At 63.7% G+C, this 25,512-nt stretch carries 24 protein-coding genes; 7 read left to right on the forward strand and 17 right to left on the reverse strand.

Features of this window, described 5'->3' with window-relative positions:
* Positions 1–138 precede the first annotated feature (138 nt).
* The gene (locus E3T27_RS12990) at positions 139–1,665 is read right to left on the reverse strand and encodes an amino acid permease (protein WP_104197024.1); all 1,527 of its coding nucleotides are present in this window, start codon (positions 1,663–1,665) and stop codon (positions 139–141) included.
* A gap of 171 nt (positions 1,666–1,836) precedes the next feature.
* Positions 1,837–2,106 carry a 30S ribosomal protein S15 gene (gene rpsO / locus E3T27_RS12995; RefSeq protein WP_092112143.1) on the reverse strand — a complete coding sequence of 90 codons (270 nt, stop codon included), beginning with the start codon at positions 2,104–2,106 and terminating at the stop codon, positions 1,837–1,839.
* Between the two features lie 205 nt (positions 2,107–2,311).
* Between rpsO and E3T27_RS13000 the strand changes: the two genes are divergently transcribed.
* Positions 2,312–2,644, forward strand: a complete 333-nt coding sequence (locus tag E3T27_RS13000; protein ID WP_233200729.1) for a DUF7882 family protein — start codon at positions 2,312–2,314, stop codon at positions 2,642–2,644.
* Position 2,645: 1 nt separating this feature from the next.
* On the opposite strand, the gene E3T27_RS16625 is transcribed toward E3T27_RS13000, so the two are convergent.
* From E3T27_RS16625 to E3T27_RS13010, 3 genes are all read right to left on the reverse strand, one after another.
* On the reverse strand, positions 2,646–2,822 hold the full coding sequence (locus E3T27_RS16625) for a hypothetical protein (RefSeq protein ID WP_166786210.1): 177 nt from the start codon (positions 2,820–2,822) through the stop codon (positions 2,646–2,648).
* Between the two features lie 692 nt (positions 2,823–3,514).
* Positions 3,515–4,636, reverse strand: a complete 1,122-nt coding sequence (locus E3T27_RS13005) for an AI-2E family transporter (RefSeq protein WP_104197026.1) — start codon at positions 4,634–4,636, stop codon at positions 3,515–3,517.
* A gap of 59 nt (positions 4,637–4,695) precedes the next feature.
* On the reverse strand, positions 4,696–5,187 hold the full coding sequence (locus tag E3T27_RS13010) for an LLM class flavin-dependent oxidoreductase (protein ID WP_104197027.1): 492 nt from the start codon (positions 5,185–5,187) through the stop codon (positions 4,696–4,698).
* A 69-nt stretch (positions 5,188–5,256) separates the two neighbouring features.
* On the opposite strand from E3T27_RS13010, the gene E3T27_RS13015 reads away from it, so the two are divergent.
* Positions 5,257–6,411, forward strand: a complete 1,155-nt coding sequence (locus E3T27_RS13015; RefSeq protein ID WP_134573235.1) for a M4 family metallopeptidase — start codon at positions 5,257–5,259, stop codon at positions 6,409–6,411.
* A 9-nt stretch (positions 6,412–6,420) separates the two neighbouring features.
* A complete protein-coding gene (locus E3T27_RS13020) occupies positions 6,421–6,687 on the forward strand; it encodes a protealysin inhibitor emfourin (RefSeq protein WP_104127290.1) in 267 nt (88 codons plus the stop codon).
* 22 nt (positions 6,688–6,709) lie between these two features.
* On the opposite strand, the gene E3T27_RS13025 is transcribed toward E3T27_RS13020, so the two are convergent.
* Positions 6,710–8,461: a BCCT family transporter gene (locus E3T27_RS13025; RefSeq protein WP_104197029.1), complete on the reverse strand. Its 1,752-nt coding sequence runs from the start codon at positions 8,459–8,461 to the stop codon at positions 6,710–6,712.
* A 220-nt stretch (positions 8,462–8,681) separates the two neighbouring features.
* Here E3T27_RS13025 and E3T27_RS13030 point away from each other — a divergent pair, with 220 nt between their 5' ends.
* Positions 8,682–9,125, forward strand: coding sequence for a pyridoxamine 5'-phosphate oxidase family protein (locus E3T27_RS13030; protein WP_134573237.1), 444 nt, complete (start codon positions 8,682–8,684; stop codon positions 9,123–9,125).
* Positions 9,126–9,212: 87 nt separating this feature from the next.
* Here E3T27_RS13030 and E3T27_RS13035 read toward each other — a convergent pair whose 3' ends face one another.
* The 3 genes from E3T27_RS13035 to E3T27_RS13045 form a co-directional block, all read right to left on the reverse strand.
* Positions 9,213–9,584 carry an FKBP-type peptidyl-prolyl cis-trans isomerase gene (locus E3T27_RS13035; RefSeq protein ID WP_104197031.1) on the reverse strand — a complete coding sequence of 124 codons (372 nt, stop codon included), beginning with the start codon at positions 9,582–9,584 and terminating at the stop codon, positions 9,213–9,215.
* Between the two features lie 182 nt (positions 9,585–9,766).
* The gene (locus E3T27_RS13040) at positions 9,767–11,014 is read right to left on the reverse strand and encodes a PrsW family intramembrane metalloprotease (protein WP_134573239.1); all 1,248 of its coding nucleotides are present in this window, start codon (positions 11,012–11,014) and stop codon (positions 9,767–9,769) included.
* Between the two features lie 31 nt (positions 11,015–11,045).
* The gene (locus tag E3T27_RS13045; RefSeq protein ID WP_134573241.1) at positions 11,046–12,431 is read right to left on the reverse strand and encodes an FAD-binding oxidoreductase; all 1,386 of its coding nucleotides are present in this window, start codon (positions 12,429–12,431) and stop codon (positions 11,046–11,048) included.
* 316 nt (positions 12,432–12,747) lie between these two features.
* Here E3T27_RS13045 and E3T27_RS13050 point away from each other — a divergent pair, with 316 nt between their 5' ends.
* On the forward strand, positions 12,748–13,623 hold the full coding sequence (locus E3T27_RS13050) for a fumarylacetoacetate hydrolase family protein (protein WP_134573243.1): 876 nt from the start codon (positions 12,748–12,750) through the stop codon (positions 13,621–13,623).
* A 114-nt stretch (positions 13,624–13,737) separates the two neighbouring features.
* Here the strand turns inward: E3T27_RS13050 and E3T27_RS13055 are convergent, their stop codons facing one another.
* Together E3T27_RS13055 and E3T27_RS13060 are read right to left on the reverse strand one after the other, a co-directional pair.
* The gene (locus E3T27_RS13055) at positions 13,738–15,207 is read right to left on the reverse strand and encodes an NCS2 family permease (RefSeq protein ID WP_134573245.1); all 1,470 of its coding nucleotides are present in this window, start codon (positions 15,205–15,207) and stop codon (positions 13,738–13,740) included.
* Positions 15,208–15,273: 66 nt separating this feature from the next.
* A complete protein-coding gene (locus E3T27_RS13060) occupies positions 15,274–16,839 on the reverse strand; it encodes a carboxylesterase/lipase family protein (protein ID WP_134573246.1) in 1,566 nt (521 codons plus the stop codon).
* Between the two features lie 81 nt (positions 16,840–16,920).
* Here E3T27_RS13060 and E3T27_RS13065 point away from each other — a divergent pair, with 81 nt between their 5' ends.
* The gene (locus E3T27_RS13065) at positions 16,921–18,198 is read left to right on the forward strand and encodes a uracil-xanthine permease family protein (protein WP_134573248.1); all 1,278 of its coding nucleotides are present in this window, start codon (positions 16,921–16,923) and stop codon (positions 18,196–18,198) included.
* Between the two features lie 172 nt (positions 18,199–18,370).
* Here E3T27_RS13065 and E3T27_RS13070 read toward each other — a convergent pair whose 3' ends face one another.
* Positions 18,371–18,844, reverse strand: a complete 474-nt coding sequence (locus tag E3T27_RS13070; protein WP_104197038.1) for an 8-oxo-dGTP diphosphatase — start codon at positions 18,842–18,844, stop codon at positions 18,371–18,373.
* Between the two features lie 73 nt (positions 18,845–18,917).
* On the opposite strand from E3T27_RS13070, the gene E3T27_RS13075 reads away from it, so the two are divergent.
* Complete coding sequence (locus E3T27_RS13075) at positions 18,918–19,172, forward strand: mycoredoxin (RefSeq protein ID WP_104197039.1); 255 nt, start codon at positions 18,918–18,920, stop codon at positions 19,170–19,172.
* A 40-nt stretch (positions 19,173–19,212) separates the two neighbouring features.
* Here E3T27_RS13075 and E3T27_RS13080 read toward each other — a convergent pair whose 3' ends face one another.
* From E3T27_RS13080 to E3T27_RS13100, 5 genes are all read right to left on the reverse strand, one after another.
* Entirely contained in the window at positions 19,213–20,241 is a 1,029-nt protein-coding gene (locus E3T27_RS13080; protein WP_134548636.1) for a 6-phosphofructokinase, read from the reverse strand.
* Between the two features lie 5 nt (positions 20,242–20,246).
* Positions 20,247–22,433: a DEAD/DEAH box helicase gene (locus E3T27_RS13085; protein ID WP_134573250.1), complete on the reverse strand. Its 2,187-nt coding sequence runs from the start codon at positions 22,431–22,433 to the stop codon at positions 20,247–20,249.
* A gap of 319 nt (positions 22,434–22,752) precedes the next feature.
* Positions 22,753–23,229, reverse strand: a complete 477-nt coding sequence (locus E3T27_RS13090) for a DUF6804 family protein (protein WP_241992248.1) — start codon at positions 23,227–23,229, stop codon at positions 22,753–22,755.
* A gap of 59 nt (positions 23,230–23,288) precedes the next feature.
* Positions 23,289–23,849 carry a GDSL-type esterase/lipase family protein gene (locus E3T27_RS13095; protein WP_104197042.1) on the reverse strand — a complete coding sequence of 187 codons (561 nt, stop codon included), beginning with the start codon at positions 23,847–23,849 and terminating at the stop codon, positions 23,289–23,291.
* Between the two features lie 86 nt (positions 23,850–23,935).
* Entirely contained in the window at positions 23,936–25,456 is a 1,521-nt protein-coding gene (locus tag E3T27_RS13100; RefSeq protein ID WP_104197043.1) for an SDR family oxidoreductase, read from the reverse strand.
* Between the last annotated feature and the right edge of the window lie 56 nt (positions 25,457–25,512).

Consider the following 25,512-nt stretch of genomic DNA (forward strand, 5'->3'; position numbering starts at 1 on the left):
ATCGCCCGGATCGCTCCGGCACCGTTGCCCCGATCTGCTCGGTCAATACCGATCTGCTCGGTCAATGCCGCTCTGCCGGGTCAATGCCCCTCTGCTCGCCAGCTCGCGCTCGAGCGGAGAACTTGCACACAATGATCGTCAGTCGACGCGTGTCGCCTCGCCCGCAGTGACCCTGGCTGCTTCGGCGGCAGCGGCACGCTGCTTGATGCCCAGTACGGAGTGTCGGCGTCCATAGGCAAAGTAGACGATGAAGCCCACGACCAGCCAGACCGCGAAGCGCACCCAGGTGAGGGTCGTGAGGTTCAGCATCAGCCAGATGCAGAGCACAGCCGAGAGAATCGGCAGCACCGGGGAGAACGGCACCTTGAAAGCGCGCGGCAGGTCGGGGCGTTTCTTACGCAGCACGACCACGGCGATGCTGACGAGTACGAACGCCGACAGGGTGCCGATGTTGATCATTTCTTCGAGCACCCCGACGTCGGTGAGGCCGGCAAGCAATGCGACGGCGGCACCGGAGATGATCTGGATCCGGGCCGGAGTGCGGCGCTTCTCGGTCGTGACGCTCAGCCAGCGCGGCAGCAGGCCGTCGCGACTCATCGCGAACAGTACGCGGGAGAGGCCGAGCAGCAGCACCATGATGACCGTCGTGAGACCGACCAGGATTCCGATTGAAATGATCTGGGCAGCCCAGCCGGCTCCGACAGCGACGAAAGCGGTGGCGAGTGACGCATTCGGATCGTCGGCAAGCACCGTGTACGGCACCATCCCGGTCAATACCAGGCTCACACCGAGGTAGAGCACCGTGACGATGGCCAGTCCGGCGAAGATGCCTCTCGGCAGAGTCTTCTGCGGATTCTTGACCTCTTCGGCGCTCGTAGCGACGACATCGAAACCAATGAACGCGAAGAACACCAGGGATGCGCCGGCGAGCAGACCGAACAGGCCGTACTGTGCGGGGGCCGCACCGGTCATGAAGGAGAACAGCGACTGCATCCAGACGTCACCGTCGCCGCCCTCTGTGGGCACCTCGGCGGGGATGAACGGGGTGTAGTTCTTCGGGGTGATGAAGAAGGCTCCGACGATGATGACGAAGACGACGATGGCGACCTTGATGATCGTGAAGACGCTGGCCACGCGGGCGGAGAGCTGAGTGCCGAGCACGAGCAGGGCGGTGAAGATGGCGACGATGACGAAGGCGCCCCAGCTCACGTCCAGGCCAAGCACCTTGATGGTGGCGGGAACGTTCCAGCCGGCCAGGTCGAAGACTGTGCTGAGGTAGATGCCCCAGTATTTGGCGATCACGGCGGCAGCGGTCAGCATCTCGAGAATGAGGTCCCAGCCGATGATCCAGGCCAACAGCTCGCCGAGGGTGGCGTAGGTGAAGGTGTAGGCGGAGCCGGCGACCGGCACAGCGGAGGCGAACTCGGCATAACACATGATGGCGAGGGCGCAGGTGACGGCAGCCAGCAGAAAAGCAAGCGTGACCGACGGTCCAGCGTAACTGCCGGCGGCCTTGGCCCCTACCGAGAAGATCCCCGCACCCACAGCCACAGCGACACCCATGATCATGAGGTCCCAGGTACCGAGGGTGCGTTTAAGGCTGTGGCCCTTCTCCAGCGAGTCTGCTATCGAATCTTCAATACTCTTGGTGCGCCAGAGACTCATGCGTAGTGGTTTCCGTTCGTTATTGCCAACCCCTTATGCTAGCAACCCCGTTCTCACCTCTTCGGTACCCGTCTCGAGATGACGCGGTACGCACAACGGGCCGCCACCAAAGAGGTGACGGCCCGTTGTGAAGAAGTTCGCGTTATCAACGCTGCCTTCGCTACGAATAAATTAGCGACGCAGGCCGAGGCTGCCGATCAGTGTGCGGTATCGAGTGATGTCGATGTCCGACAGGTAACCGAGCAGACGGCGACGCTGACCAACCATGAGAAGCAGGCCACGACGTGAGTGGTGGTCATGCTTGTGCTCTTTCAGGTGCTCCGTGAGGTCAAGGATGCGCTGCGTGAGCATTGCAATCTGAACTTCCGGGGACCCGGTGTCGCCTGGGTGGGTAGCGTACTTTTCGATGATCGCCTTCTTAGCATCTGGTTCGAGTGCCATAAAGTGGGATCCCCTTTCTCTCACTGCGCGGTGCCCTTGGCCAAATGCCTGAGCTCTCTTTATCCGCGGCCGTTGAACGGCAACCTTCATACTTTAGCAGAGTGGACGACGAACGCGCTCACCCGGCGGGAATTGGCGGCAATGAACCGGTCTGTCCTCACCCCGGCTACCGCTACAGTGGTGGAACAATCGAGGAGGTGCACGTTTGGGTACATTGCTTTACGGCAATCCGGGCAACGTGATCACCTTCGATGATCGCGCTCTGATGCACTTGCAGATCGTGATCAGCACCAAGCTGCGTCGACGCGAAAGTTTCGTCTTCACCTGGACCGATTCTGTCGGTGAGGGCAGCGGCCGCAGTGCCATCTGGCTCGACCCGACGAGCACGCTCTACTACCGGTATTTCGGCAACCGAACCCCGTCTATCAATCGTGACTGGATCGAGGCGCTCATGCTTTCGGCCAATAGCGCCGGCGGCCTGGTCTTCATCGCCGAACCCGAGCCGAGCGCGCTCCCCTCCACGAAGACGCGTCGCTAACTCACTCGTCGAGAGCGTTCAGAAAATGGTCGGCGCTGGTGGGGTTGTCGGCGACCGAGGAGGAGGCGGCATCCGCTCCGATCGACCAGCCGTGGCAGGCCTCCCGCACGGACAGGATGGTCTCACGGCCGGTGTAGCTGAACGCAAGGCGCACGGCGAGGCATTCGGTGAACCGCACGAGCTCTTCGTCGTGAAAACAAGAATTGGTGTACCGCAGCGACTATTGGGTGCGTGCGGCCTCGGCAATGCGCGGATGTCCGTGTTCGACGGTGGTGACGTTGTTGACCATATCGACGTAGCTCTGCCCGTAGGTATCGATCCAGTGCTGTGTCCAGTCGGCTGATCTGTACGGTCAGACGTGCAGTGGCCAAACCAAGGATGGTTCCGGCCCACATGAAGCGGCCGTCGACGGCAGCCAGGTGAACCCCGGTCAGCCACAGGTCGAAGTGGTCCCCCTCGAGCCGCACCGCATCGGCATTGATCACCATGACGGCTCCATCCATCGGCGCCGAGAGCACGGTTCCGGTGGGCAGGTACAGCTCCATGCCAAGGGCAAGGGTGAGCGATTCCTCGGCCGTATCGATTTCGGTCTGCGACAGACGGCACTCGCCGTCACGGGTGACGGCATGGCCGAGGCGGGCGGCTGGGTCGGGCGGGCCGGCCAGAGGGTGCTCGGTGGAGACGATGGGCGTCTTCTCACCGGTTGCGGCGAAGCGGATCAGTGCTTCGAATTCGGCACCGTCCTGGCCTGCCGCCGTGTCGAAGGTGAGCCATTCGCGGTCGAGTTGCTACGGCCACATTTCCGAGCGCTCGAATCTGTTCGACCGACAGGCGCGCGGCGCCGGCCAGCGGTGGCACGAGCAGATCGGTTCAGCGTTTGCGAACGCGACGCTTCGACGGGCTCCCTGCGGCAGTCGGACGCGGCGCATCCGGTGTGTTCCAGGCTTTGGCGATGGCCCAGGCGACGGCCGCGATCGGTACCGAGAGTACGGCACCGACGATACCGCCAAGGATGGTTCCGGCGGTCAGCCCGACCAGGATGACGAGCGGATGCAGCTTCAGCGACTGCGCCATGACGACGGGCTGCAGAAAGTTGCCCTCGAGTTGGTTGACCGCGATCACGATGATGATGACGATGAGGGCGACGCCCGGCCCACTCGCGACGAGGGCGACCAAGGCTGCGAGCACGCCGGCCGCGGTCGCGCCGATCAACGGAATGAACGCACCGAGGAAAACGATGACCGAGAGTGGGAGAGCGAGCGGCACCTGCAAGATTGCAAGGCCGATGCCGATCGCAGTGGCGTCGACGGCGGCGACGATCGCCGTGCCGCGCACGTAACCGCCGAGTACCCGCAGTGAGGTGTGGCCGATGCGGCGTCCGCGGGCGAGGCGCTCGCCTTTGAACGGCGTCAGGAAGAAGTTCCAGATCTGGCCGCCGTCTTTGAGAAAGAAGAACAATATGACTATGAGCAGCACGGCTCCGGTGATCAGTTCGAAGACAGCGGATGCCCCGGCAAGTGCTCCGGTGCCGAACTGGCTGCTGGTGAGAAAATCGACGATTGCCGTGCGGGCGTCGGCGATCTGCTTTTCGTCGACCTGGATCGGCCCGTCGATGAGGAACTGCTGAAGGCGGTCGATACCCTCGGAGGCCGAGGAGAACAGCTCGTTCCACTGGTCGCGCACGGCGAGGACGATGAGCGTGATGATGCCGCCGAACACGACGATGCCGCCGAGCAGGGTGATCCAGGTGGCCAGGATGGCGGCGACGCCCCGCTTCCGCAGGCCGTTGATCACCGGGCTCAACGCTGAGGCGAGGATGATCGCTATCAGCACCGGGATGACGACGAGCTTGAGTTGCACCAGGCCGAAGATGATCACGGAGGCCAGCAGGATGACGAGCAAAATCTGGCCGCTGCGCAATCCGAGCCAGCCGAGTCGATCGGTCAGCGGGGTGCGAGGAACCAGGGGGGTGAGGTCGTCGTGTGCGCGCATGCACCCAGCCTAGACATCCGCCGGTCAGAAACCCCGATCAACCGGTCTCTCTGGCTGATTCACGTGAAAACGGCCGCGACCGTGCCGAGTATCGACTCATCGCCCGAGTAGATTCCATTCTCGCGCGGCCAATGACTGATCACGTCGGTGAAGCCGAGCTCGGCGGCCCGGCCGACGGCATCCTCAAACGCATCCATGCTCTGCAGGGAATATGTTCCACCGCTGTCGAGCGAGAGATAACGGTCGATCGTAACGGGGTCGCGACCGTCGCCGCTGACAACGTCGTCGACCGTCGCGACATCTTTGGCGAACGGCACCGGATGCCGAAAGTTCGGTGACGAGACACAGGTGCCCAGAATGATGCGCTCGGTCACGGCCGCAGCAGCGGTCAAGGTAGGGATGGTCGCGTTCCACGGCTCATCGGCGAGCGAGCGCCAGGAGAGGTGGTCATAGGTGAAGGCGTGGTCGAAGCCGTACTGCTCTGCTTCGAGCCATTTTCTGCGGGCAACCGACCACGGGTCCTGTGGAAGGATGACGATTCCAAAGCGCATGCGACGAGTTTATTCAGTCGCGCGAAAACGCGTAGTTGCAATGTCGGCGGCCAGTGCCAGACTCTGCTCATGGACAATTCCGCGCTCCACACCGTGTGCACGATCGTTCCGCCCTATCTGTTGGTCAGGCTGGCGAAACTTGACGAACCCCGATTCGCGCAGGCCGCAGCGGCCGCACGGGCGTCATTGCTGCGGGACTCGCAGATTCGGCAATTGCGCGACGGGGTGCATCCGTTTGCTTATTCCGGAGCTCGCACCCTGCCGGCGCGTACCCCGGGCGAGTCAGACCGCACTATTTCAGATGCCGGCGGCCAGGAACGACTGCCCGGTCGGCAAGTGCGCGCCGAGGGGCAGCCTGCCGGCGGCGACCCGGCCGTGAATGAGGCCTACGACGGTCTCGGCGTCACGCAGATGCTGTATTGGACGCAGTTCGGGCGGGACAGCATCGACGGTAACGGACTTCCCATGGACGCGACCGTGCACTACGGCAAACAATACGACAACGCCTTCTGGGACGGCGAACGCATGGTGTTCGGCGACGGTGACGGGCAGATCTTCAACCGCTTCACTATCTCGCCCAGTGTGATCGGCCACGAGCTCACGCACGGGGTCACCCAATTCACGGCCAATCTTGAGTACCGTGGCCAGTCGGGGGCCCTCAACGAGTCCATCTCCGACGTGTTCGGCGCCCTGGTCGAGCAGCACGCCACAAATCAATCGACGGCAGACGCGAGTTGGCTGATCGGCGAAGGCCTGTTCACGGACCAGGTCGAGGGCGTTGCCCTGCGCTCGATGAAAGCGCCCGGCACCGCGTACAACGATGATGTGCTGGGTAAAGATCCGCAGCCCGGCGATATGACCGGGTACATCGAAACCGACGATGACAACGGCGGAGTGCATCTCAATTCCGGTATTCCCAACCGCGCGTTCTACCTGGTTGCCGACACTCTCGGCGGGAACGCCTGGGAGACCCCGGGCCACATTTGGTATGACACGCTGACCGGCACCGCGCTGAACCGTCAGAGCGACTTTGCTGCTTTCGCTGCGGCGACGGCCGACACCGCGGCGCGACTGTACGGCAGCGGTGGTGCCGCCCATAACGCGGTGCTACAGGCATGGGCGACGGTGGGCGTTGTGGCGGCGATTCCCGCTCCTCTTCCCCCCGCCCGGCCGACACCACCCCCATCATCGACCGCGCCCACTGCACCGCTGCCACCGGAGTAACATCACGATATGAAAGTCATCGTCTCCCGCAGCGGCGGGATGGCGGGCATCCGCCTGACCTGGGAAGTTCGGGTCGAAGAACAGCCCGACCCGAGCACGTGGACAGAGTTCTTGAATTCTCTGCCCTGGGATGACGTCACCGACAGCGAGGCCACCCCTGACCGATTCGCCTACCGGATTCGGTGCGCTCCGCACGAGGTAGTGCTCGCCGAACCCCAGGTGAACGGGCCGTGGCGCGATCTGGTCAACCGGGTCAGAGCCGCCAACGGCATGTAGCGACCCTGACCCGGTTCAGGTGTTATGCCTTCGGACGACGACCCCAGCGCGGGCGCCGCGTCGGATCATCGGTCAATGCCGCCTCGATGTGTCCGTCGACCTGATCACCGAAGTGGTCGTCGAAGTTCTCTTCGAGGTGCGCGGTGACGGACTTGCCGATGCGGCGGGCCATCTCCTCACGACGCTGGCGGCGTTCGGCAGCCACCAAGACCTCGTGTTCGATGCGGAACGCCTTGTAGATGGCAATGCACATGCCGATCATCACGATGCTCACCGGAATGGCGGTCAAGATCGCGCCGGTCTGCAGAGCCGCTAATCCGCCAGCCAGCAGCAGCGCGATGGCTACGAGCCCGCCGAGGCCAGCCCACATGATGCGGCTCCACTTGGGCGGATTGGTGTCACCGCCGGAAGCGAGCATGTCAATTACGAGCGAACCCGAATCGGCTGAGGTGATGAAGAAGATCGCAATGATGATGACCGCGAGCACCGAGAGGATCACACCGAACGGAAGGGTGCCGAGAAAGTTGAACAGCACATTCTCGGGGATGATGCCGACGTTCGGGTCGAAGAGCCCGCCGCCATCACCCTCCCAGGCCTGACGGATGGCACTGCCGCCCATGACAGCGAACCAGACGAACGTGACCAGGGTCGGAACGAGCAACACGCCGGCAATGAACTGTCGAACCGTACGTCCGCGTGAAATGCGCGCGATGAACACGCCAACGAACGGGGCCCACGAGATCCACCAGCCCCAGTAGAAGATCGTCCAGGCACCCTGAAAGTCCAGGCCGGCCTCGCCAGTGAACGCTCCGGTGTCAAAGGTGAGTCCGACCACGTTTTCGAAGTAGCCGCCGACCGACTGCACGAGCATACGCAGCAGATACATCGTCGGGCCGAGAAGCAGCACGGCCACGAGCAGGAGGCCGGCCATGCCGAGGTTGATGTTGGAGAGCCATTTGATGCCCTTGCCGACGCCGCTGACGACCGAAGCCGTCGCGATGATGGTGATAACGATGATCAAAATGATGAGGAGGGTATTGGTGACCTCGCCGACCACTCCGAGGTAGCTCAGTCCGGCGGCAATCTGCTTGACACCGAGTCCGAGGGAGGTCGCGACACCGAATAGGGTACCGACGATGGCGATCACGTCGATCGCGTCACCGAGGCGGCCCTTGACCCGGCGGGTGCCGAGGAGCGGTTCGAGGGCCCAGCGGATGGAGACCGGCCGACCCTTCCGGTGGATCGAGTAGGCGAGGGCCAGGCCGACAACGGCGTAGATGGCCCAGGCGTGGAACCCCCAGTGCAGGAAGGTCTGCGTCATCGCTGCGGCGGCGAGATCCGCGGAATCACCGGTCACGCCCGGCTTTGGAGTCGTGAAGAAGGTAAGGGGTTCAGAGGCCCCCCAGAAGACCAGGCCGATGCCCATGCCGGCAGCGAAGAGCATCGAGAACCAGCTCATCAGACCAAATTCGGGTTCGTCGTCGTCTTTACCCAGCTTGATGTCGCCGAAACGACTCAGACCCATCCAAATGGCGAACACGACGAAAGCCGCGACGATAACCACGTAGTACGGGCCAAGGCCGGCTACCACCCAGCCCTGCAACAGGGCGAGAACGCTGCCCGTGCGCACGGGAAAGGCGATGGCGACGATGACGACGGCCAGAATGATGCCGAGTGCCGGGTAGAACACTCGAGGCGCTGCAACGACAAAGAGACGGGTTTTGGAAGGACTTCTGTGTGGCGTTTTCGCCGGTACTTCGGGTAGTGCACTCACTGTGGAACCCTCTCAGGAATAGATTGCGACGCGCGATAAAACCCCTCAGGATTAAATCGCTTGTGCACCGCCAGGTGCCTGCCCCGCTGGGCAAAGTTCCAGCTTACAGGCATAACACCCTACATAGGGGATAAAACGTTCTCGGCGCCAGTTTGCCTGCTGCGGTACGAAACACGCTGGCCCGGCTCGCCCTGTGGCTCGGGGCGTGTGACGATGGAGCATGACTTTCAACGACGTGAACGCGGCCGCATCGGGCGTGCAGAATCTCAGCGAAGAGGAATGCTGGAACGCCTTGCTCTCGGCCAGCCTCGGCCGCCTGGCCGTGGCCGTCGGCGGGCTCCCCGATATTTTTCCGGTCAATTTTGTCGCCGCCGACCGGCGTCTGCTGTTTCGTACTTCTCCGGGCACCAAACTGATCGAGCTCACGGTCAACAACCACGTCGCGTTCGAAACGGATGGCGTGGGCCGCGAAGAAGCATGGAGTGTCGTCGTGCATGGAACGGCCCGCGCGCTCGACACCCAGCGGGACATCGACGACGCCGCAGCGTTGCCGTTGCACCCGCTGATTCCCACGGTCAAGCCGGTTTTTGTCGAGATCGTACCGGATTCGATCACCGGGCGGCGGTTTGTGCTTGGCCCGGAGCCGACGGCGGCGCTGACCTGATCGTTGCTGATCAGGCCAGCGCGCAGACAAAACGGGATACAGCTACAGCAGCCGTATCCCGTTCCGTGTCGTTCTTGGCGCCGTGGGTTAGCTCACGCCGAGCAGGTCGATCACAAAAATCAGGGTCTGGCCGGAGAGACGGTGGCCAGAGCCGGCCGGTCCGTAAGCGAGGTGCGGCGGCACAACGAGCTTGCGGCGTCCGCCGACCTTCATGCCGGGGATGCCTTCCTGCCAGCCGGCGATGAGTGAGCGCAGCGGAAAGTTGATCGACTGGCCGCGGTTCCACGACGAGTCGAATTCGTCGCCGGACGCGAACTCGACGCCCAGGTAGTGCACGTCGACGGTGGCTCCGGCCGTAGCTTCAGCGCCATCACCGACGACGACATCGGTGATCTCGAGTTGTTCGGGCGCAGCGCCCTCTGGGAAATCAATTTCGGGCTTGGAATTCAAATCAGTCATACCCCTATCCAACCGGATTCCGCCCCGGATTGCATACCAGGGGTGTTGCGAAAATAATGCTTGCGCCTGGCGGGTTCCGGGTGCACTCTTAACACACACCAACTCGTCGCATCGGGAGAGTCGTCGGCACCGCCACACCACCGAAGCGGCGAGTTTCTGTTGTCCCGCGTGACTCCACCTGATCACGGTGCCGCTGGCGCCGAACCCGGCCGGATCTGACCGAGCACGTCGGCCCGATGATTCACCAGCAGTCCGAGCAGGTGTGCCTCATGGGCCTGCAGGGCCGCGGTGTTCTGGCCGCGAACAAGACGGTCGCGCACACAGGCAAGCCGCGTCGCATCCGCTATGAAACGGCGCATCGCGACTTTCTTCGGTCGTTGTTGGCGTCTGCCCCAGGCGAGAGCCTGCCGTCGACCGGAACCGGTGCCCAGCATCGAGACCTCGGCTGCGGTGAACCATCCGGCCTGCGAATATTCGTGTAGACGGCGCAGGGTGGTGCGAGCCGCTTGCCGGCGCAAAAAGGCAACTACGAGAATGGCGGCGATGAACAGAGGCACTTGCACGACCGCGTAATAGGCGAGCACGGAGGCGTCGCCGTCGAGTACGAAGGTGCTGCCATTCCATAGTGCGTGCAGAATGATCGCGGGTAGCAGACCGATCAGAAAATAACCGACCGCCCCGCCCCGGCTGGCGCTGCGCCTCGCGGCCAGGCCGAGTGCAAGCCCGGTGCAGATCGTGAAAGTGACGTGCGCGAACGGCGAAAAGACCCCGCGCAGCAAAAACGTCATGCCGAGTCTTTGCGCGTCGCCCTCGGTCAAAGCCAGACCGAAGTACTGAATATTCTCCGAGAAGGCAAAGCCGGCCGCAATCGTCGCGGCGTAGACGACACCGTCGACTGGCCCGTCAAAGTGCCTTCGCACCGCCCAGAACAGCGCAAGCACACCGAAACCCTTGGCGACTTCTTCCACAATCGGGGCCTGGACGACAGCGGATGCGAAATCACTCCCGGTCAGGGCCCCTGCGCTGGCCGCAATCGTGACCTGCACGCCAAGATCGAAGACCAAGGCGGTGACGACGGAGATTCCCGCGCCCCACAGCAGGGCGAAGATGAGGGCGGGTCGCGGCTCCGGATCCCAGCGGTCGATCCAGCGCACCGCCAGCAGCACCACCGTAAGCGGCAGTAGCGCCAGGATCAGCCCGACGAGCAGGGCGTCGGCGCCGAGGAATGTGGTCAGGTACCAAAACACGGCAAGCAGGGCCATCCCCGCGAACACGATGCCGATCACGGCCAGTACGATCGGGCCGGCGCGAGACGGGAGCACCGGCTGGTTCCAGACCGGTTGCACCGAAGCCTGACTCGCCTGCACGGGCAGGTGTTGGCTCGACCGCTGTTCGGTGGGATGCTGGCCTGGCGGCTGATCGAGGCTCATTACTCGACAATACCGGCTGCGAATCAGCAGTTCAGGCGTCGAACATGGTGCCGGGGTTCAGCAGGCCCAGCGGGTCGAAGACCGCTTTGAGCTGGCGTTGCAAAACGAGGCTCGTGTCACCGATCTCATCACGCAGCCAGCGACGCTTCAGCACGCCGACACCGTGTTCGCCGGTGAGCGTGCCGCCCAAGGCCAGCGCAGCCTGAAACATCTCGTCGGCGGCGGCCCAGATCTCATCGGGCACCACCGCATCGTCTGCACCGCCGCGCGGAATGACGAAGTTCGGGTGCAGGTTACCGTCGCCGGCGTGGGCGACGGTGGGAATGGGGATACCGGTTCGTGCGCTGATCTCGGCGATGACGGCGAACATCTCGGCCATGCGCGAACGCGGCACCGACACGTCTTCGATGAGTACCCGACCGAATTGTTCGAGGGCCGGGTGCATGGCGCGACGAATGGCCAGCAGACGGTCGCCGGAGGCAGCATCCGTTGACAAACTGGCTTGGCCGCCAGCTGCCCGCAGCACCACCACGGCTGCCTCGGCTTCGGAGAGTGCCGCCGGTCCGTCGGTCTGCACGAGCAGAAATGCACCCTGGCCGAGTGGCAGGCCGGCCGAGCCGTCGGGCCCGAGGTACGCGGCCACCATGCCGAGCGCTACCGGGTCGATCAGTTCCATCACTGCGGGACGGATCCGTGCGGCAGTGATCAAAGCGCTGGCTGCGGCCGCCGCCATCACCGTGTCAAAAACCGCACCGATGGTCGCGACGGTGCCAGCGGTCAGCGCGCGCACCCGCACCGTCGCGTCGACGATGACGCCGAGGGTACCCTCGGATCCGGTGAGCAGCGCCGTGAGATCGTAACCGGTGACGCCCTTGACCGTGCGATGCCCGGTGCGCAGCAGACTGCCGTCGGCGAGCACGACGGTCAGGCCGAGCACAGCTTCCCGGGTGACCCCATACTTCGCGCAAAGCAGCCCGCCGGCATTCGTGGCGATGTTACCGCCGACGGTAGAGATGCCCTTGCTGGCCGGGTCCGGGGCAAACCAGAGATCCTGTTTCGCCAGGACGTCGTTGAAGTGCTGATTGATCACGCCGGCCTCGACGACAGCAAGTTCGTCGTCGGGGTTGATTTCGATGATGCGGGTCAGTCCGGCCACGCTCAGCACGATGGATCCGTCGGTACCGCAGGCTCCGCCCGACAGGCCGGTTCCGGCGCCACGTGTGACTACCGGTACCCGAAATTCGGTTGCAATGCGCAGCGCCGCTTGAACGTGATCGACCGTCGTAGCGCGCACGATGGCAAGCGGCGTACCGTCGGCCACCCAGCCGGATTTGTCGGCGCGGTTGGCTGCAAGGTCGAGGGGATCGACGCTGACGATTGCGCCGAGCTCGGACTGGAGCCGCAGCAGTGCGTTCATCGCCACAGTCTATCGAGCCGCTCCGTGTTTGAGTCTGCGCTACCGCCTTCCGGCCAGGCGTGACAGGCTCATTGGTAGCCCCGACATATTGTTGACGAGCGACCTGACCTTGGGAGGGAGCTGGCCGCGTCGGGTTCACCGTTGCCCCGAATGCACTCGTCGCCCGCGGGGCCCACCGGGCCCGGTGGCGCAGTTACGCCGGAGTGCACCTGCGCCGGGGCCACAGCAGTCCTTCGCCCGTTTCCTCCAAGCAGACAAGCCGAGGGTTGGAGCCCCCCACAAGCCACCCCGGGTTCGCGCCCGTTAGCCTAAGAGAGTGAAATTTGCGCATTTGAGAGTTGACGGCTCCTCCGTTCCCCGATTGGCCGTGATCTTTGACGATGCGGCGCTGTTCCTGGACGACGTCATTGACGACGCTCCGCGTGACCTGCAAGACCTGCTCGAACAGGGCGACGCCGAGTACGAACGCATCCGCGCGATCAGCCTCGACGCCGCCTCCAACGGCGCCGCACTCACCCCGGTCGATGAACTGCGACACTCTTCCGCGGTGCTCAGACCGCCGCAGATCATCGCAATCGGCGCCAATTACGCCGCTCACTCGTCCGAGCTGAGCCTGCGCCTCGAAACGGCGGCGACCGTGTTCTCGCTCTGGCCCAACTCGCTCACCGGGCACGGCTCGACCATCACCTGGCCGCGCGACCTCACCACCCAGGTCGACTACGAAGCCGAATTGGGTGTCATCATCGGCCGCCCGGCCCGCAACGTGTCAGTCGCCGACGCCCTGGACTATGTCTTTGGGTACACGGTCGTGAACGACATCACCGCTCGCGACCTGCAGTTCTCAGAGGCACAGTGGTCTCGCTGCAAATCCTTTGATGGTTTCACCCCGACCGGCCCGCTCGTCGTCACCGCCGATGAGATTGGTGACCCGCAGAACCTGTGGCTGACCACCCACGTCGACGGCCGTATTCTGCAGGACGCTTCGAGCGGTGACATGGTGCGCACCGTCGCGGAGATCATCTCCTACTTGTCCACAACCTCCACTCTTCTGCCGGGAACCCTGATCTCCACCGGCAGTCCAGGCGGCGCCGGCTACAGCCGTAAACCTTCGATTTTTTTACGCGACGGGTCGACCGTGACCATCTCGATCGACAAGATCGGCATGCTCACGACGCACTGTCGCGAGATCTAGTCGCGAGATCTAGTCGCGCTGCGACGCGATATCCGTTCGCGGCTGCTGTGGGTCGATCGACGGCCAATCGTCGTCGTGCACCTGCGTCCCCGCCCCGACGATACCTTCGATCACTCAGCCGATCAGAGCCTCGACCGGACCACGCACGAAGAAAAGTATGAAACCGACGGCGACGACCCACAACAGCGGACTGATCTCACGTGCCTTGCCGGAGAGGCTGCGCACGAGCACCCAGCTGACGAACCCGGCACCGATACCGTTGGCGATTGAGTAGGTCAGCGGCATCACGATGATCGTCAGAAAGATCGGCAGCGTGCTGGAGAATTCGGTGAAGTCGAGGTGCCGAATCTGCGACACCATGAGTGCTCCGACGATGACGAGCGCGGCGGCAGCCACTTCCAGCGGCACGATCTGGGTGAGTGGGGTGAAGAACATGGCGGCCAGAAAAAGGATGCCGGTGACCACGTTGGCAACGCCCGTGCGGGCTCCCTCTCCGATGCCGGCGCCCGATTCGATGAACACGGTGTTCGACGAGGCACTCGTCGCCCCACCGGCGACAGCTCCGATCCCCTCGACGATGAGCGCGGATTTGAGCCGCGGGAACTTTCCGTCCTTGTCAGCCAGTCCGGCCTCACTGGCCAGGCCGGTCATGGTGCCCATGGCGTCGAAGAAGTTCGTGAAGACGAGGGTGAAGACGAGCATCACGGCGGCGAGCATGCCGATGCGCTCGAACGCGCCGAAGGACACCTGTCCGATCAGTGCAAAGTCGGGCAGGGCGACCACACTCGTCGGCAGCACGGGCGCGTTCAGGTTCCAACCGGCCGGGTTGGTACCGAACGAGGGTCCCACCCTGAAGATTGCCTCGAGAATGACGGCAATGATGGTCGTGACGACGATGCCGATCAGCAGGGCAGCCTTCACCCTACGGGCCACAAGGACGCCCATGATGATGAGCCCGATCACGAAAATCGCCGTCGGCAACGTTGCGATCGAGCCAGCGTCGCCGAGCTGCACCGGCGGCGAGTTTGCACCACTGGCCCGCACGAAACCGGAGTCGACCAGGCCGATGAACGCGATAAACAGGCCGATTCCTACCGTGATGGCGATTTTCAGAGGCCGGGGAATGGCGTTGAAGATCAGTTCGCGCAGGCCGGTCGAGGCGAGCAGCACGATGATGAGCCCATTGATGACCACAAGGCCCATCGCTTCGGCCCAGGTGACCTGGCCGACGACGCTCACGGCGAGGAACGAGTTGATCCCGAGCCCGGCTGCGAAACCGTAGGGCAGTCGGGCAATGACGCCGAACAGAATCGTCATGACTCCGGCAGTCAGCGCCGTGACGGCGGCTACCTGCTCGTTGGGAAGCCAGCCACCCTCGACGTCGACGGCGGCCTGGTCGGCGCTGAACCCGCCGAGAATGAGCGGGTTCAAGATAACGATGTAGGCCATCGTCACGAAGGTGACGACTCCGCCACGGAATTCTCTTGACCAGGTGGAGCCACGGCTGGAGATCTCGAAGTACGCGTCGACGCGGGCTTTCAGGCCACGCGAAGCCGCAGTAGTGGGTGTTTCAGTGCTCGAAATGGTGTACTCCCGGTGCCGTGGCTCTTAATGCAAGGTCTTAGTCTATGACCAGGCCAAGCACACTCCTTAAACGTGTGGCACGAACCGTCCCCAGGCCAGGCGCCGTTCCCGGTGCGGGTCCGACTCGACCTGGTCGTCCCGATCAATGATGAGCGTCGCGCGCGTGGTTTCGTCGTAGAGCGGCCACTCGGCCGATGGCACCCCGCCGTGCACGAAGCACAGCCACCAGCCCTGCATCCGTGTTGCGATGTCCTGAAAGGTGCGACGCCCACCGAGCGCCGTCATACCGCGGCCGAACCAGCCGTCGAGTCGATCGAACAACGGAAAGAGTTCGAGACCGTGCGTGGCATCAAGGCCCATCAGCCGCAGCAGCCGTGGGGCGGCATCGAAACGGTAGAAGTACACCGGTGCGTACCGGGAGTGTCGTTCCCCGACCTTCACGCTCGGATACCAGAATGAGTAATCACCGCCGAAATCCAGCGCGGCCCGCAGCGCCGGAATACCTGGATACTGCGCTTTGAGTGCCTTCTTAGCCTTCTTCTTGGTCTTTTTAAAGATCGCGCGGATGCGCGCGGGCGTCGTGGCGAGAATATCGATGCGGCCGCTGAACAGCGAGCCCTCACGCGCGTTCGTGCCGATGATGAGCGGGATGCGCGCTGCACGGCCATCCCGAAAAGCGTCGAGCGGCCGCTCCGGTAGAAAATCACCGTCGATGACCGGGCAGAGCGGAATCGTACCCGGGTCCTGATCGGGGGTACGCAGGGTCAGCGCGGTCGTGGCGGCGGCGAGCAGTGCCGGGTCGGCGGCCAGCAATAGACGGGCCGCGTCGGCGGTGCTGTAGGGGCCCGGGGCTTCGCTGAGGCTGTCCACGAACTCGCCAGCCCAGCGCGAAGTGATGTCACTCGGGTAGACCGCGTTCGGCGGCGCACTCTGCGCGATCGCCCGCTGGAACAGGCCCGACGCGCTCGGCACGGTCATCAGTGTGGTGACCGCGTTGCCGCCGGCCGACTCGCCGAACAGGGTGACCGCATTCGGATCACCGCCGAAGGCGTGAATGTTGTTTCGCACCCACTGCAGGGCCGCGACCTGGTCTCGCAGGCCGAGGTTGCTCTCAAACGGATGCTCTGGCGAACCAAATCGAGAAAAGTCCAGGTACCCGAGGGCGCCCAGCCGGTAGTTCAGGCTGACGTAGACAATGCCGCCGCGCCGCACGAGCCCCTCCCCCTGCCGTGGCACCTCGCGGCTGGAACCGACACTGTAGGCGCCGCCGTGGATGAACACCATCACCGGCCGGAGGGCGTCTTGCAACTGCGCGCCGGGGCGAATCCGTTCGTCGGGTGCTATCACGTTGAGGTTGAGGCAGTCCTCCCCCTGCGGGATGCGTGGGTGGGCGCCGCGAAACTGGCCCTTGTGGCTCTGCGGAGCAATCAATCCCCACACGCTCGCGTCACGCACACCGTGCCAGGTCGCGGCCGGCTGCGGGGCACGAAAGCGCAGATCGCCCACCGGAGCGGCCGCGTAGGGGATGCCGCGCCAGGCCACCACGCCGCGTTCACGAACTCCTCGGAGCAAACCGCCCGACACCCGCACTTCGAGACCCTGCCTGGTGGTCGGATCAGCGAGCTGGCTCATGGAATCGAGTCTATTCCGCGGTACTGACCGGCTGCGACTACGCTCGACACAGATACCGCACCAGACGAAACGAGAACGCGAATGGCACTGCCCTGGACACTGCACGGTGATGGAAAAACCGTCGAGGCGCAGGCGGTCGTCGGCCCTGGCGAACGACTGAGCTGGCCATTGACCATCGGCATCGGCTCGCAGCATGTCGTTGCCATGTTCGGCGCTACCTTTCTGGTGCCCCTGCTCACCGGATTCCCGCCGAGCACGACCCTGCTGTTCTCCGGCATTGGCACCCTGCTGTTTCTCCTGATCACCGGCAATAAACTGCCCAGCTACCTCGGGTCGTCGTTTGCGTTCATCGCGCCGATCACCGCGGCAACGGCGTCGGCCGGCATGGGCAGCGCCCTGTTCGGCATCATGGCCGTCGGGGTGCTGCTCGCCCTGGTCGGCGTCATCGTGCAGCTCACCGGTACCGGCTGGATCGACCGGCTGATGCCGCCGATCGTGTCGGGCGCGATCGTGGCCCTCATCGGCTTCAACCTGGCCCCGGTAGCGAAGGCCAATTTCGACAAGGCACCGCTCACCGCGCTCATCACGCTCGTCGCGGTGATTCTGTGCACCGTGCTGTTTCGCGGCATCCTCGGCAGGCTCTCAATCTTTCTCGGCGTGCTCGTGGGCTACGTAGCTGCGATCTTCTTCGGTGAGGTGGACTTCAGCCGCGTGGCGGACGCTGCCTGGATCGGCCTGCCTCCGTTCACCGCGCCGGCCAACCCCTTCGAGAACCCGGCGGCCGTGTTCGGGGTGCTGCCCGCTTTTCTTCCCGTCGTGCTCGTGCTCATCGCCGAGAACGTCGGCCACATCAAAGGTGTGGCCCAGATGACGGATGCCAAGGTGAACCGACTCACCGGACGGGCCCTGCTCGCTGACGGTCTGGCCACCATGCTCGCCGGTGTTGGCGGCGGCAGCGGAACCACCACTTACGGCGAAAACATCGGTGTCATGGCGGCGACCCGCATTTACTCCACGGCGGCCTACTGGGTCGCCGGAATCGTCGCTATTCTGCTCGGCCTCTCCCCCAAGGTCGGTGCGATCATCTTCACGATCCCCGATGGCGTGCTCGGCGGTGTCACCACCGCGCTCTACGGCCTGATCGGCGTCATCGGCGTCAAGATCTGGTTCGACAATAAGGTGGACTTCTCCAAGCCGGTGAACCAGTTCACCGCCGCGACCGCGCTCATTATCGGTATCGCCGACTTCACACTCAACGCCGGAACACTCAGCTTCAACGGCATCGCGCTCGGAACGGTAGCGGCCATCGTGATCTACCACCTGATGACCTGGCTCGGCCGAGTGCGCAAAACCGCCTGACCCGCCCCGCGCGACGAGCGGATGAACGTGCCGGTCTGGCCTGTGGGCGCGGACGCCGATGATCGTGGCGCCAATCAGTCCACCGAACAGCGCCTGGCTCGGGCTCGACGGCAGGCCCATCAATCAGGTGATCAGGTGATCAGGTGATCAGGTGATCTGGTTCCAGCTGAATTCAGGCACGAGACACGACGGTTTCCAGGTCACGGCCGAAGGTGAACGTGGCACGCACCGGGATTCCGGCTAGGACTCCCGGCAGCCAATGCCGGGCATCGTCCCACATCTCATCGACGGGCAGGCTCGCAATGTCGAACCATACCGGGTTCAGCTCGTTCGATTCCCGCGGAGTTCCCGACCACTCGTCGCAGACGAACACGGTCGACTCCTGGCTCCACTCTTCGCGGTGCGGGAACAGATATGTGAGAAACCCGAGTTCGGTCAGAGCGGATGCCGCCACCACGAGTCCGGATTCCTCCTCGATTTCGCGAACGGCCGCATCCACTGCGCTCTCACCGATTTCGAGTTTGCCGCCGACGCCGACTATGTTGCCCACGCCGAGGCCTTTCTTCTTGCGCCCCAGCAGTACCTGCCGATCACCTTCGGGAGATAGTCGAGTGAGGTAGCACACGCACACCTGGGGCAAAGTCATTGATTTATCTTAATGCTCGCTCAAAGCCGTGCGCACGGAGTGGACTCTAAGGCAGTGCGGATAGGCTGCGTATATGAACTTTGTACCCGCTACCGGAACCATCACCATGTTCACGACCGATTGGTGCGGTTACTGCAAACGATTGAAGAAGCAACTCGACAGCGCCGGGATCGGCTACACCGAGGTCAACATTGAGCGGGTTGACGGTACGCCGGAGCTGGTGATGAGCCTCAACAACGGCAACCAGACGGTACCGACCATTCTCTACCCCGACGGATCGGCTGCGACCAATCCCTCGCTGGCCCAGGTGCAGGCCAAACTGGCCTGACCGCCCCGCTCGACCCGGCCCAGCCGAACAGTACGCCGGCCTAGCCGAACAGTACAGACGCCTCGTCGTAGCGGGCCGGTGGGACCCGCTTGAGGCCGATGGTGGCCGAGGCGATGCTCACGACATCGATCTCGGTGCCGCGCAGGGACACCATGGAACCCCACTGCTCGTTGTGGATCGCGTCGACCGCTGCCATTCCGAGCCGCGTGGCGAGCACTCGGTCGTAGGCCGATGGTGCCCCGCCACGCTGGGTGTGGCCCAGCACCGTTGCCCGGCTTTCGATGCCGGTATGTTCCTCGATGAGCGGGGCGATAATCTCGCTGATTCCGCCGAGACGGGGACGGTGAAAAGCGTCGAGCCCCTTGGTCGAGTGCGCCTCCTCCATGCCTGCGAGCAAAAAGCCCTCCGAAACAACGATGACCGGGGCGCGGCCACGGTCACGCACACGCTCCACCCACTCGCAGATCTGTGCGATCGACTTGGGCTGCTCGGGAATGAGAATGGCGTGGGCGCCACCGGCCATCCCGGAGTGCAGCGCGATCCAGCCGACGTGGCGTCCCATGACTTCAACAACCATGCAGCGGCCGTGGGACTCGGCGGTGGTGCGCAAACGGTCGATCGCCTCGGTGGCGATTTCGACAGCGGTGTTGAAACCGAAAGAATAATCGGTGGCCTCGAGGTCGTTGTCGATGGTTTTCGGAACCCCGACAATGTTGAGGCCGGCCTCGGTGAGGCGGTGCGCGGCGGTCAGCGTGCCCTCCCCGCCGATGGCGATCACAGCATCGATACCCTTTGCGTCGAGAGTGCGCTGGATATTCTCCGGACCGCCATTCTCACCCTCAAACGGGTTGGTGCGGGAACTGCCGAGGATGGTTCCACCCTGACGGGACAGGCCGCGCACACTGTGGCGGTCGAGGGGCATGAACTCGTTCTGCACGAGTCCGCGCCAACCATTGCGAATTCCGACGAACTCAAAGTCGTGCGTGCGCACACCCTTGAGCACTGCGCCGCGAATAACCGCGTTGAGTCCGGGGCAATCGCCGCCGCTGGTGAGAATACCGATCTTCATACGATCTACAGCTTTCCGTCGAGGGCTTGGGTGAGCAGGTAGATGAGAGCACTCGCCTGAACCGATTCGGTGGTCGAGTACTCCGCTTGGGAACCATCGAGGGCGCGAGCTGCAAGACCCTCTTTACTGCCGATCAGGTCGGCAATGCGTGCGTCGATGGTGTGCGCTGCGATGATGCGCCAAGCGGTGACCGGTTCATCCTGACCGATGCGGTGCACCCGGTCGATAGCCTGGGTCTGCTCGGCGGCGGTCCAGCTCAGTTCGGCCAGCACCACGTGCGACGCGGCCTGCAGGTTGACGCCGACCCCGGCCGCGGTCAGCGAGCACACCGCGATGGCGACATCGGGATCGTTGTTGAAGGAGTCGATCGCAGCCTGGCGGGCCACTGCACTCTGATCCCCGCGCAACGACACCGTTTTCAGGTCGCGCTTGGCGAAGATCTCCTCTGCCGTGTCCATGACATCGATGTGCTTGGCGAAGAACACCACCTTGCCCACCGAGCGCGCCAGTTGCGCGGCGTAGTCCGCCGCCAACCCGGCCTTGGCCTGGCCGATCTTGCGCACCATCGTGAACACGTTTTCCCCGGTGGTCTGGCCTTTGGAATCTTCGAGTTCGGCGTGGGCGATGGCGCGAACGTACGCATCCCGCTGGTCTTCGTCGGGAACGGCCGGGCCGCCCGAGCTGGCATGCCTGGCAGCCACGAGCGCGTGGTACCGGGTGACCAATCGGGCACCCAGTTCGCGTTCGGCCTGGCGGATCGATCGACCGAGGTCGTCATCGAGTTCCACCGGCAGGTCGGCGATGCGCTTGGCCGGCAGATCGGCGGCTACGTCGACCTTACGGCGACGCACGATGCCCATGTCGATGACGGCAGCACGGGCTTCCTTGTAGAAGCCCATGTCGGCCGGGGTCAGGCCGGTCTCTTCCAGGCGTTTCAGCAGCGCAGGGGCCGGTTTGTCGCCGTCGATCCAACCGAGGAACTGCCAGATGGCACGAAAATCATCGACGTCGTTGATGAGTGGGGTTCCGGTGAGTGCCATCAGCAGCGGGTTACCGCCCGGGGTTCGGCGGCGAATCTGGTCCGCGAGCGAGAGCACGTGCTTGGACCGCTGGGACGACAGATTCTTGATGAAGTGCGCCTCGTCGACAACCATTCCCTTGAACCCGAGCGTACCGAGCCAGGCCAGGTGCCGGTCGAGAACGTCGTAGTTCACCACCACCACATCGGCGAAAGCGTCGAGGCTGTCGCCGTCGCCGTGAATGACCGTTGCCCGCCGGTTCGGCGTCCACAGCTCCACTTCACGCGCCCAGTTCATCTTCACCACGTTGGGCACAATGGCCAGAAGCGGGTAGGCGTTGGCAACGGATGCCGCCAGCAGGCTCTGCGCGGTCTTGCCGAGGCCCGGCTCGTCGGCGAGCAGGTAACTGCGGTGCCCGAGCCGTGCGCTCTCGATGAAGCGGGCTTGATGCCGCATGAGTTCCATGCCGCCCGGCGAGAGCCGGTCACGGCCAGGTGCCTCCGGCATGTCCATGCTGGCCGCCTGTCCGCCTGAACCGTACTCGAATGATTTGAACAGCGGGCCGAGCAGCTCCCAGTTGGCGAGCCGACGCGGGTGCACGATCGGCTGTGCTGCGGCGCTGAAGTCGGGGGCGAGGAACGGGTTGGCGAGCTGCCTGGCTTTCACCGACTGGGGGATGACCTGGTTCTGCAGCACGACCGGTGCCGCCTCGGGCTCGCGGGTGATGATGAGTTCGTCGGGGCTGAGCTCGGCACCGGATTCGAGCAGCCAATCACGCCGAAACCGCTGGGCGACGGTGGAGACGCCGGCATCGGGTTCGAGCAGCGTGATCAGGCTTGTGTCCCTGGCGGCAGTCTTGGCCAGAATTTGCGCGATCCCGTCGAGGCGTTTGAGCAACTCTGCTCGGTTCGCGTCGGAGAGTTCCTTGTCGCCTTTGACCCTGGCCCGTTCTTCACGCATCAACAGGGCGATGACCTGGTATTTCGTGCGATTGGTCGGGCCGAGCTTGGTACCGGACTGCGCCTTGGCCTCGACCTCGCGCACCTTGCGAGCGAGAATCGGAATGATCGGGGCGTCGTCGTCGCGGGAGCGCGGATGAGCCCGATTGCGGGTGAGTCCGTTACGACCGGGATTGTTCCGGCTGCCCGAGGCATCGGTGCGGGTATAAGCCATTGTTCTCCACTTCGAAGCAGCACGGTACGGGTACCGGCTGTATCTGTCCGAGCGTGCCGGTCACGGTCATTCTGGTATTACCGGAACGCTGCATGTGCGCAAAATCGTTTTATCGTGTTCGGAAACATGCGATTCACGAAACGCGGCACGGGTCGCGATCTGACGCCAGACCCAAGGCCAGGCGAATGCTATCGCAACGCCGGTGCCGTCAAATCAACGATGTCAAAACATTGAGTGTACGGAAACTTCCACCGGCTACCAGTGCACAGCAGAGACCAGACCGGGTTCTCTCAACGCGATAGTAGTCTACGCCCGACGTTCAGTCCTTATGTACCGGAACTTTGGTGCGCAGACCGACCGCGATGAAAATGATCGCGCCGATGAATTGCGCCGAAACCCACCCCTGACCGCTGAGGTCAAAAAGCACGACCGGGTTCCATAGGACGGCCATCGGAACGAGACCGACCAGCCAGTACCAGGAACGCGCCTGAATCACGAAGACGCAGAGAATGAGGGCGAGAATACTGACCGCGTAACGGATGATGATGAAACTCTCACTGTCCAAAAGCGCGAGTCCCGCGAGCAGAACGATGGCTCCCAAAAGACCCGGCGCGAGAGCCGAGCGGGTGAATGTCGGTGCGGCTGGAGTGCCCATCAGACGCTGGCGCAGCCGCGAGAGAAACCGTGGACGGAACTCAAGGAGGTCGTCACGCGTGATGCGGTCGTGGCCGTGGCCGTGGCCGTGGAGGATGCACCAGGACCGAGAGTCAGGATACGTGCGGGGTGGATGGAGCAAGGCATGACTGTATTCTACCGAGCTCAGGGGCCACTCCCCAGCCCCGGCACGCTTCGCCCTCAGGCGTGCTGGATGGGAATCGACGTCGTTGACGGCGGGCGCTCGAACAACATCTCCAAGCCCGGCTTCAACTCGGCCAGCCAGGCCGCGTAACCGGCTGGGTTCAGGTGCAGGCGGTCGATGCCCAGAGCGGGATCGAGTTCGCCGTCAGGCAGCGCGAGGGCTGGCCAGAGGTCGAGGTATTGCACGTGCTGGGTGGGAGCGTACTGCCAGATATGCCGATTGATGGAGCGGATTGTCGCGGCAAATGCTTGTTCACGGGGTAAAACCGACTGCACCATGATGCGGGTTTCCGGCAGCGCGCGCCGCAGCGTGTACAGGATGGTTTCCAGGTTGCGTACTACATATTCGTCGGACCTGCGCCAGCCCAGATCATTGGTCCCGACCCCGATCACGATGGCGTCGGGTCGCATTTCAATTACCTGGGCAAGTTGCAAGATCACCTCGTCGGTAGAGTTGCCGCTCACGGCCAGATTGTGCACGTCGTTCCCGGGTAACCATTCATCCCACTGACCGCCCGCTACGAGGCCGTCACCCAGGAAGGCGAGAGAAACTGACATAGTGACCTCCTACTTGTAATCCATCATGCCCCGAACCGGGTCGAGTGGCCAGAATTCTCAGAGTATACGCACGTTCTACCCCCGAATCAGAAGTTGTCAGAGCGCGACACCGCCCCGAGCGAATGTTCCCCCTCGACTTGGCGTTCCGCCGCAGCCGTCGCCGTGATGCGGGTGGCCATTCCCTCGAAGATGATCCCGTGGAACGGCAGGATCGCCGTCCAATACAGCCGGCCGCCGAGGCCGCGGGGAAAGAACACCGCGCGCTGCCGGTAGACAGAGCCACCGGCATCCGTCGGGGTGACGCTCATTTCAAGCCAGGCCCGCCCGGGAACCCGCATCTCGGCGCGCAACCGCAGGAAGCTACCGTGGTCGATCTGCTCGACTCGCCAGAAATCGAGTACCTCACCCGTGTGCAGGTGGTCGGGGTTGCGGCGACCTCGGCGCAGTCCTACACCGCCCACCGCCTTGTCCATCAGGCCGCGCACTGCCCAGGCGAGCGGAAAGGAGTACCAGCCGTTTTCGCCGCCAATGCTCTCAATGACCCGCCAGAGCGCGGCCGGAGCAGCGGGTGTGGACTTCTCACGCAGGTCGGTGTAGAAAGCGTGGCCGGACCAGTCCGGGTCACTTGGCAGCGGGTTGCTCGACGCGCCCTCGATCGAGGAGTTACGCCAGCTGGTCTCGACGTCACCGTTACGCATACGGCCAAGCGCGAGGCGCACCGCCCGTCGATAGCCGGTGAGCCCGACGTCCGGCTTGGGGATGTACTCGTCGATGTCGCTCTCATGCACGACGCAGTCGTATTGCAGCGAGGCGATAATGGGAATGGCGAGATTGCGCGGAATCGGCGTGACCAGGTTCACCCACTGCGAGGCCAGCCACGGGGTCAGCACGGGCAGCGCGGCGATCGCCCGTTGTTTGAGGCCAGCCTCGAGGGCGTAGCCGTTCATCATCTGGCCGTAGCGCAGCACGTCGGGGCCGCCGATGTCGAAGGTGCGGTTCACGTCGGGCGCCAGGTCGGCCGCGGCCTGCAGGTAGTAGAGCACGTCGCGCACGGCGATCGGCTGGATCTTGTTGCGTACCCACTTGGGCGCGGGCATGTACGGCAGCACATCGGTGAGGTGGCGGATCATCTCGAACGAGGTCGAGCCGGAACCGATGACGACGCCGGCCTGGAACGCGATGGTCGGTACCCCGCTATCGAGCAGGATGCGACCAACCTCCCTGCGGGAGTGCAGGTGGGCCGAGAGCGTGTCGGTGTCGGGGTGCAGACCGCCGAGGTAGACGATGCGCTGAACGTTGGCTTCGGCAGCAGCATGGGCAACGTTTTCGGCGGCCAGTTGCTCGGTTTTCTCAAAGTCACCGGCCGCGCCCATCGAGTGCACGAGGTAGTAGAGCACGTCGATGTCGGCGCAGGCGCGTTGCACCGAGTTCAGGTCACCCAGGTCACCCCGCACGACCTCCACCTGGTCGACCCAGGGCACATCCCGCAGTTTGGACGGGGTGCGTACGAGTACTCGCACCGTGAAGCCGGCTTCCAGGAGTTTTGGTACGAGACGGCCGCCGATGTAGCCCGTGGCGCCGGTGACAAGTGCTCTGCGTAGAGTCATGCGGCGGAGCTTATCCCGTTCTCTTGGCCCTCGGCTGAGTGTCCTCCCACGCTGTC

It is taken from the genome of Cryobacterium lyxosi, from assembly GCF_004403345.1.
Lineage (GTDB): Bacteria > Actinomycetota > Actinomycetes > Actinomycetales > Microbacteriaceae > Cryobacterium > Cryobacterium lyxosi.

Coding starts and splice junctions, on each gene's coding strand:
- E3T27_RS12990 (WP_104197024.1), bottom strand. CDS start 1,665: ATGAGTCTCTGGCGCACCAAGAGTATTGAAGATTCGATAGCAGACTCG.
- rpsO (WP_092112143.1), bottom strand. CDS start 2,106: ATGGCACTCGAACCAGATGCTAAGAAGGCGATCATCGAAAAGTACGCT.
- E3T27_RS13005 (WP_104197026.1), bottom strand. CDS start 4,636: ATGCGCGCACACGACGACCTCACCCCCCTGGTTCCTCGCACCCCGCTG.
- E3T27_RS13010 (WP_104197027.1), bottom strand. CDS start 5,187: ATGCGCTTTGGAATCGTCATCCTTCCACAGGACCCGTGGTCGGTTGCC.
- E3T27_RS13015 (WP_134573235.1), top strand. CDS start 5,257: ATGGACAATTCCGCGCTCCACACCGTGTGCACGATCGTTCCGCCCTAT.
- E3T27_RS13020 (WP_104127290.1), top strand. CDS start 6,421: ATGAAAGTCATCGTCTCCCGCAGCGGCGGGATGGCGGGCATCCGCCTG.
- E3T27_RS13030 (WP_134573237.1), top strand. CDS start 8,682: ATGACTTTCAACGACGTGAACGCGGCCGCATCGGGCGTGCAGAATCTC.
- E3T27_RS13035 (WP_104197031.1), bottom strand. CDS start 9,584: ATGACTGATTTGAATTCCAAGCCCGAAATTGATTTCCCAGAGGGCGCT.
- E3T27_RS13040 (WP_134573239.1), bottom strand. CDS start 11,014: ATGAGCCTCGATCAGCCGCCAGGCCAGCATCCCACCGAACAGCGGTCG.
- E3T27_RS13045 (WP_134573241.1), bottom strand. CDS start 12,431: ATGAACGCACTGCTGCGGCTCCAGTCCGAGCTCGGCGCAATCGTCAGC.
- E3T27_RS13060 (WP_134573246.1), bottom strand. CDS start 16,839: ATGAGCCAGCTCGCTGATCCGACCACCAGGCAGGGTCTCGAAGTGCGG.
- E3T27_RS13065 (WP_134573248.1), top strand. CDS start 16,921: ATGGCACTGCCCTGGACACTGCACGGTGATGGAAAAACCGTCGAGGCG.
- E3T27_RS13070 (WP_104197038.1), bottom strand. CDS start 18,844: ATGACTTTGCCCCAGGTGTGCGTGTGCTACCTCACTCGACTATCTCCC.
- E3T27_RS13075 (WP_104197039.1), top strand. CDS start 18,918: ATGAACTTTGTACCCGCTACCGGAACCATCACCATGTTCACGACCGAT.
- E3T27_RS13080 (WP_134548636.1), bottom strand. CDS start 20,241: ATGAAGATCGGTATTCTCACCAGCGGCGGCGATTGCCCCGGACTCAAC.
- E3T27_RS13085 (WP_134573250.1), bottom strand. CDS start 22,433: ATGGCTTATACCCGCACCGATGCCTCGGGCAGCCGGAACAATCCCGGT.
- E3T27_RS13095 (WP_104197042.1), bottom strand. CDS start 23,849: ATGTCAGTTTCTCTCGCCTTCCTGGGTGACGGCCTCGTAGCGGGCGGT.
- E3T27_RS13100 (WP_104197043.1), bottom strand. CDS start 25,456: ATGACTCTACGCAGAGCACTTGTCACCGGCGCCACGGGCTACATCGGC.